Below are 7,990 nucleotides of genomic sequence, written 5' to 3'. Positions count from 1 at the left end.
GTGGAACAATCCGTTCGGGATGTTGCCCCAAGAAAAAACTTAGGCAGAATGTGTCCGAAAATTTGACGTAGATCCACTTATAAGTATCCTCTACTATATTTCAATTATTTTTCCTTATAATGAAATAATTGTTTGTGTATTGGGTATGTACTTATATAAACTATAGTAAATTAACCATTTTTTATCGCTGCTGCCAATTTGGCAGATAGCATTTTAATTTATTCAGGAGGAAAAAAGATGAAAAAAATTATAGCAAAAAGTTTCCTAGCGACAACCTTTTTAGCATCTGCATTGTTTATGAACGGCGACGATGTGTTTGCTAAAAAGACGTTTCAGGATTTGAACAATAGCCAAGGCTCCCATACCGAGGCAATCCATTATTTGAATGATTTAGGTGTGTACGACTATAAGACCGGTAATCAGTTCAACTTCAGCAGACCCGTTACAAGGGCGGAAGCTTCGAAAATTTTGCATAGCTTATTGGCAAATGATAAGAGCATTGATATTCCGAAAAAACGTTCTTATAAAAATCAGTTAAACGATGTAAAAAATTCCACTGCATTTTCAAAGGAAATTATTTGGGCATATGAGGCAGGCATTTTTGATGGAGACGAAAATGGCAATTTCAATCCAGACCAAGCTGTAAAACGCTCACATCTTTCTAAGATTTTAGTGGAAAGCTTCAATCTGAAAAGCAAGAATACTTACAATTTTAAGGACGTCTCAAAATCCAGCTGGTACTACGATTATGTTAATATTTTAGCGAGCTATCGCATTACAACAGGCAATGAGCACAATCAATTTTTACCAAACGAAAATGTGACAAGTGCGCAAATGGCCACTTTTTTATACCGTTCGCTCAATCTTACAAATAAAGGTGAAGTTGACGAGCAAACACCACCCGCACAAACAGTTGAAACGCCCGCTTCCGCAACAGCTAACTTTAATAGCGAATATGACTTTACATGGAAGCAAACAGGCAAAAACATAGATTTGGAATTAGAAGGTGTTGATAACAATAAAGTTGTGGCGCGCTATATGACAAAAGAAGGGAAAAGCTTCTTCGGTGCACCGTCTTTACAGATCGGCGTTAATAATGCAAATCAAGTACGAGCTAAGTACGGCACAAAAAATTCAGCTGTCCGCCGCGGCAATGTTAGCTATAACACATCTGCTTCAAAAGAGTATAACTTTTATTTGATTGATGATTATTACGTAACATTTTTCTACGATAATCATAAAAAGGATGTCATTCGCTCTATCATGTATGTGCACAAAGATTATGAAGTTAAAAAAGATGGTTTTTATGGGAATATCGCCAATACACAAAAGGATTCCGAGCAGCTAATGGTCGAGCTGATAAACCAATCGCGAGCTGCCGAGGGAATCCATCCGCTCGTCCATTCTCCGCAGTGGGCAGCGATCGCACGGAAGCATAGTAAAGATATGATCGATAATAACTATTTCTCCCATACAAGTCTTTCAGGCACGACTCCATATGACCGCATGAGTAGTGGAGGCATGAGCGAGTCAGAGCTGAAAACATGGGGCGAAAACATTTCTTACGGGCATTATAATGTCATTTATGCACATGAAGGCTTCATGAATAGTAAAGGGCATCGCGACAATATTTTACAGGCGCGTTTCAACAATGCTATCGTAGGTTTGGAATTCAGCAGTAAAAAGGCGCCTTACTTTACAATTAATTTTTATTAATAAAAAAAACAGTATTTTGCTAATATGAGCCAACTAAAAACATCTTCACGTTGAAATTCAACATTGAACGTGGAGGTGTTTTTTATGGAAGATAAGCAAATATTTGATTTATACATTGTAAAACCGGTATTTCATATTTGCATAAGAGTTCAAAATGATAGTTTGCGCTGAAATGTATGCTCAATAAAGACTTTATAAAAACACCCTGCATTAGTACATATTAATCAACGAATTATTAAATATAGATGTATTTACTCCCATTTTAAGTGGTATAATATTACCATTATTGATTAGAGGAGATTCCTATGCAGATTCAGTCAAATAATTCATTGTTCACGCAAAACCGTTATAACCACATAAATTCAGAATTAAATAAAACTTTAAATAAATTATCATCAGGCTATAAAATCAATGTAGCTGCCGATGATGCAGCAGGTTTAAGCATCAGCGAAAAAATGCGCGGGCAAATTCGGGGTTTAAACCAAGCCGGAGAAAATATTCAGGACGGCATATCTTTAATTAATACGACTGAAGGGGGTTTGGGCCAAATTCAAAACCCGAATTTAGTACGTATACGCGAACTGATTATTCAGGCGGCAAATGATACAAATACTCCTGAAGATCGACAACTAATCCAGCAAGAAATCGAAGCTTTAAAGCGCGGTATTGATGATATTGCAAATGGGACGGAATTCAATACGATAAAAACATTGATCCCCGAAGATATGAAAACGAATTCCAATGTAAGTAAAACTAAATTCGATATCGTTTTCCTAATTGACGATTCTTCCACTATGGCTACAGATATTCGAATGGTGACTCAAGGTTTATCAACTTTTTCCGAAAAGATGAATACGGTTGGTGATGTGCGAATCGCAAGCACAAGTGTTGTACATAGCAATCGTGATTTACCTGCCACGAATGATATCGAACAAGTGAAGGAACATTTAAAAAATAATCATATTGCAACAGGCGGCTCTACAAATCCCGAGCAAATTTTATCGGATATTTTATCTGGCACTTCCAATTCCCTGAATTTGCGATCTGTTAGCCAAAAAGTTTTTGTTATTTTAACAGATACTCAAACAGAAGGGACAGATCTTGATAATACAGCTTTGAAAAATCAAGTGGACCAGGCGAATGCCCAAGTATATGTTTTAGGTATTAATAATCGCGGATTTAATAATTGGAACTATTACAATCAGCATTTTGGAGAATATGCTACGGATATCTTAGTCCCTGAATCTTCAAGCGATATTTCAGAAAACCTTACACCAAATTTAGCGGATGAAATTATAAAAAATTCAAATGTCGAACATACAATCCAAAAAGATCTGATCATCCATGCAGGTGCAAACGGAGGCCAACAAATCACTATCCCGCTGTATGATAATCGTGCCGTAGCGATCGGCATTAACAGTATAGATGTTACAGACTCATACGATATGACAATGGAAGGTTTGCGCCGTGTCGACATTGCCAATAAAATACTTGCCGAACGCCGCTCAATTTATGGAGCGCTTTCAAATCGGATGGAGCATGCGTACAATAACGTTAAAAATACGGAAGAAAATTTAATTGCCGCCGAATCTCAACTACGCGATGCAGATATGGCAAAAGAAATGACAAAGCTTCATAAAAATCAAGTACTGCTCCAATCATCCCAATCCATGATGGCCCAGATTAATCAAATGAGCCAAAGCATTTTACAAGTGCTTAAATAGGTTCAATAAAATTGCCATTAAATGTGTCGCTGTTAGAGCTAAGCAGCTTTGTTATTCATTTCAAGCTGGCTAATTATAAGAAGGCGCTATTTGTTTGCAAGGAGTAAATGCAAACAGATAGCTCTCTCCTTCATTGCGCTGTTTTCCCTTTTTGCATTGGGGGGTGAGGCATTGAAGAAAATGGATGTCTCCATTAATTTAATCCTCACTTTCTTGCATAAAGCGCTCAGTCGGCTTGCTTGGGAAAAGATGATCGTCGCTATGCATTGGATAATCGTCAGCAGCGTTTTCTTAATCCTCACGTGGTATGATATTATCCTTACTTGCAATTTTAATCCTTAATTTCAGCATGATAATCCTCAAATTCTACAAAATCTCCTATTTCATATTTAGTTGCACAATAAATCATTTTAGGAATGGATTTGATTTTTCCTTTTTACACAATTATATATAATCTGCTTTTTGCTCGAAGCTTTTCCCTACGCTTATCCTGCAAAATATAAATTTCGACATTCCCCTCGCACATCTAACCAAAAGCTCTGCCAATAGAAAAAATCCAGACTTCCCTGCTGACTTTCACAAGGAGCTGGATTTTGATATTGGAAAACGCTTATTTCAATCTTTTCAGCAATTGCTCTTTGTCTTTCCCGTTCGGCAACTCTCGTACAAGCTTCATCGCCAATTCATGGTTTGCCTTTGTTTTTTTCTTTTCATAATTTGCGGCACGCAATTTTGCCTTTGCCAAATTGTTGTCAACTGTTTTTTTAATTCTTTTTTCGAGCTGTTCACGCTGTTTCTCATCAAATATTAATTGAATCGTCTTCGCAGCACTATTATAGTTTTTCAGCGTCTGCACTTTCTCATAAGCAGCAATATTTGTTGTCGCCTGCTTTACTGCAGCTTGCACTTTCTTATTTAACTTTTCCAGCAGATCCGACTTTATAGAAGAATCCGGCAAGTTATTAATTGAAAAATTGGCGTAATTATAATGATCTTTTGTTGGCTGTTTTTCATATTGCGCCAAACTTTGAATGGCTTTTTCTGCAAATTCTTGCAACGCTTCATTTAGCGCCGATTCCAGCTCTTGCTTTGCCTTTAAAGCCGGCAATTTTTCCAGCTCTGCATCAGCCTTTTTGTAATTATAAACGGTTTTGTTTTTGCTGAATATGTTTACAGCATTTGCAGCAGGCTCCAACAATGCCGAAATGGCCGCATCGATTTCCTTTTGCTTCTCTACTTTAACATCTGCCGAAGCCATTTTCGCCAATAGTTCTGTTAATTGGGTATGGCGCTGTTCAGTGGGATTTTTCATAAAGTCCGCCAATATTTGATCAATTTCCTGAATGACTGTTTGCTGTGTTTTATTCCATTCATTTTTTAATGCCAATTTTTCAATCGTGCTTGGCATTTTCTCGATTTTTTCGTGCAATGCTTCCGAAGATAATCCGCTATTTAGAAGCTCATCAACAATTTGCCCATTCGGGGATTGGAATTTAGGAAATCCATGACCATACAAAGCGTCAAATCCAGCTTCCCCTAAATCTTCCGCAATATAACGCAAACCATCACGCAACTCCGCTGCCTCCGCATATGGATATTGCTCCATCAGCAATGCAAGCAAACCTGCAATATGGGGCGTGGCCATAGAAGTGCCATTGTATGTTGCATATTGCCCATTTAAATAAGTGCTGTAAATTTCTTCACCCGGTGCCGCGAAATCATTCGCATCCCCCGTCCCGCTAAACGAAGAACGCTTAAAATGACGATTAACCGCTGCTACAGATATAGCCTCTTCATGGCGGGCAGGATAATTAATAGTATTCCCCGTGCCACTGTCGTTTCCTTCATTGCCACTTGCCGCTACAATAATTATGCCATGTTCAGCCGCCTTTTTAATGCCTTCATGTAATGATGGCGCATATTCCAAATCGCCAAAGCTTAAATTAATAATGTCCATTTTATTTTCGATTGCCCAGTCAATTGCCTGCAATACTGTCCCGACTTCACCAAGGCCATCTTTTTTTATCGCTTTCACTGCATATACTTCGGCATTTGGCGCAATTCCCGCTACTCCGACACCGTTATGCTTCGCTGCAATAATCCCCGCAACATGTGTGCCGTGCCCGTGGTCATCATCATAGCTGTCACCGATAAATGATACACCGCCCGCAAGCGTAAGGTCCGGATGATTTGCCACACCCGAATCAATAATTGCGATTTTCACGCCTTTTCCCGTATAGCCTTCATTCCAACTGTTATGTATATTCATCGCTTTTATATTCCAGCGCTCCAATTCAACGGAAGACAAGTTTGCTACTTTAAATTGATGTTGGATAGTAAAAGTTTGATTTTCTTCATAAAATTCAATATGCCCTTGATCTTTTAAAAATTGTAATCGCTCATTTGTCATTTTAATGTTTATCAGCGGCAAGTGTTCAAATTCCTCTATGACAGATTCCGCATTTTCAATGATGATTTGTTTACTCGGCTCTGACATATATTTTACTATGACATTCGATTCCAAATTCGAAGCAAAAGCTTCTTTGAGCGATAATGGTTGCAATGTCAATATTACTAAAAGCACAATGCCACAAACTAGTATTTTCCGCATGTTCTTACCTCATCTTTTCAATTTCATTTTTCCTATACAGAAAATCATAACATCAAAAAAACCCAGTGTCTCTCATTAAATTTTAAGAAGAGACTGGGTTACAATTTGTATACTGTTTAATTTAATCCGTTATGTTACTTTAAGTTTTTTTAAGAAATGGATTAAACAAACTGATTACTGCCAACCAAATGTACCACCCTTGCCATCTTTTGTACCGGCAGTTGCCAAGAAGTGTACCAGTGTGTGCCAACAGATTTACCATTACTCGTTCGGAGCCGGGCTTTATATCGAGCGGCGGGCGTGGTAGCCTCATTCGGCAGAGCCAGCATGCATTCAGCAGGTTCTCTGGCACAAGAACCATGCCCGCAGAGGCTCTATGTCAAGCCACTTAAGTTTCCCTAGAATTATCAAGGATATATGGTAATTTTAGCGTGCTGGCACATAGGTTGGCGCTGTGTGGTAAATACCTTGTCATTTGGTGGTAAAAAGTCGTGGCAGTAATCAAACAAACAAAACCCAATGTATTTTAAGTATATTGGGTTTTTGTTGTTTAAATTACATTGGCATCGACCAAATTTCAGTCGATTATTTATTCATCGGAGTATTTATCCATAAATTCTTCAAGTGCCACTGCTAGCAAATTTGTTCTAAAAAGGCTTTTTAAGGTCAACATAACATGGGAGCTTACGCTATTTCACATATCGAATTTACTGAAGTTCAAGTAATCGAAATAATTTTTATATAGTAGTCTTACCTGTTGAATCGAATACAAGCTTTCATAGTTTTTCTCAATAAATTTGCTCATTATTCTCATTATAAAATATTGGATTTTCAAGCATTTTTTTAGTAATACTTCTCGGAATAGTTTCGAGTGTAATATATAAATTACCGAATTCCATAGCAATATTTTCGACTTTAAATAAATATTCACTATCCCCTTCTTTTACTAAAAAACTGTCTATTTTTTCATTATAATTACCACTTAAAATGATATAATTCCCCTTATTTGTATAGATAATATCTATATATTCATCTACAAGATTTTTATTTAAAGATACAAGCTTTAACTTATTGTTAAAATAATTTTTTTTAAAAAGTGCATAGCCATTTTTTTTACTATACTCAAAAACAATAATTTGTGTATTTGAATTTGAAATAATATATTTTTCAATCAAGGAAATGTCTGGCTCTTCCCCTAGTCTATTTTGAATGCTATTTGCAATTTCATTTTCATTTAATTCGATATTGTAATTTTTCTCTATAATATAAAATATAAGAGCTATAAATAAAATAATGAATATTAATATAATTAGATACTTTTTCAAACTATTATGACTCTCCTTTTATAATAAGCTTATTCTTGATTATAAAACATTTTATCTAATTCAGATAAAATGAAAACCCCTCTCGTTTTCTATCAATTAACGAAGAGGAGTTTTCATTTTAAATATATGCTGAAAAAATGTAATTGTACTGCATAATTTAACTATTATTGCACCTTCAAACTATAGGGCTTTTTATATGTCATACTTTGAACAAAAAATACAGATTCATGATTCAATACATTATTAACTAGTATTCTCACAGTCCATTTTCCTTGTGCCATTGTACTTGAATCAATTCTAAGCCCATGCTTTATTTTAGATGAACCTCGAAGTATATCTACAGTTAAAAATTTATCAGTAATATAATATGTTCCATTTGGTCCGATCCATTCAAAAGTCAAAATAATACTTTCCTTAATCGTATCAATAATAGTTTTATTCATATCTATTAAAAGACCAACTACCTCATCTGTTACAAAAAAATTTTTGGTAAACAAATGTGAATCTAAATTAGCATTTTGAATTTTAAAAGACTGGTGTAACTGCTAAACTAAAATGGACAGTTTCCGCTTGATAGAACTGAACACTTTCTACCCACAATACCTCCCGCTAGT

General features: G+C 36.1%; 4 protein-coding genes. 2 read left to right on the top strand and 2 right to left on the bottom strand.

What is annotated here, in order from left to right; translation table 11 throughout:
* The first annotated feature begins 237 nt into the window (after positions 1–237).
* Complete coding sequence (locus ACTHOQ_RS18425; protein WP_440497632.1) at positions 238–1,716, top strand: S-layer homology domain-containing protein; 1,479 nt, start codon at positions 238–240, stop codon at positions 1,714–1,716.
* Between the two features lie 305 nt (positions 1,717–2,021).
* On the top strand, positions 2,022–3,440 hold the full coding sequence (locus ACTHOQ_RS18420; protein ID WP_440497631.1) for a flagellin N-terminal helical domain-containing protein: 1,419 nt from the start codon (positions 2,022–2,024) through the stop codon (positions 3,438–3,440).
* A 610-nt stretch (positions 3,441–4,050) separates the two neighbouring features.
* On the opposite strand, the gene ACTHOQ_RS18415 is transcribed toward ACTHOQ_RS18420, so the two are convergent.
* Together ACTHOQ_RS18415 and ACTHOQ_RS18410 are read right to left on the bottom strand one after the other, a co-directional pair.
* Positions 4,051–6,051: a S8 family peptidase gene (locus tag ACTHOQ_RS18415; protein WP_440497630.1), complete on the bottom strand. Its 2,001-nt coding sequence runs from the start codon at positions 6,049–6,051 to the stop codon at positions 4,051–4,053.
* Positions 6,052–6,839: 788 nt separating this feature from the next.
* On the bottom strand, positions 6,840–7,376 hold the full coding sequence (locus ACTHOQ_RS18410; RefSeq protein ID WP_440497629.1) for a hypothetical protein: 537 nt from the start codon (positions 7,374–7,376) through the stop codon (positions 6,840–6,842).
* Positions 7,377–7,990: the final 614 nt, after the last annotated feature.

This window comes from Solibacillus silvestris (assembly GCF_051967575.1).
Lineage (GTDB): Bacteria > Bacillota > Bacilli > Bacillales_A > Planococcaceae > Solibacillus > Solibacillus silvestris_B.
Note: the sequence above shows the minus strand (reverse complement) of the source record. Positions and strands in the feature narration are given on the sequence as shown.

What these genes read in the sequence shown, in the direction of transcription:
- ACTHOQ_RS18425 (WP_440497632.1), top strand. Translation starts at nt 238, where the DNA reads ATGAAAAAAATTATAGCAAAAAGTTTCCTAGCGACAACCTTTTTAGCA.
- ACTHOQ_RS18420 (WP_440497631.1), top strand. Translation starts at nt 2,022, where the DNA reads ATGCAGATTCAGTCAAATAATTCATTGTTCACGCAAAACCGTTATAAC.
- ACTHOQ_RS18415 (WP_440497630.1), bottom strand. Translation starts at nt 6,051, where the DNA reads ATGCGGAAAATACTAGTTTGTGGCATTGTGCTTTTAGTAATATTGACA.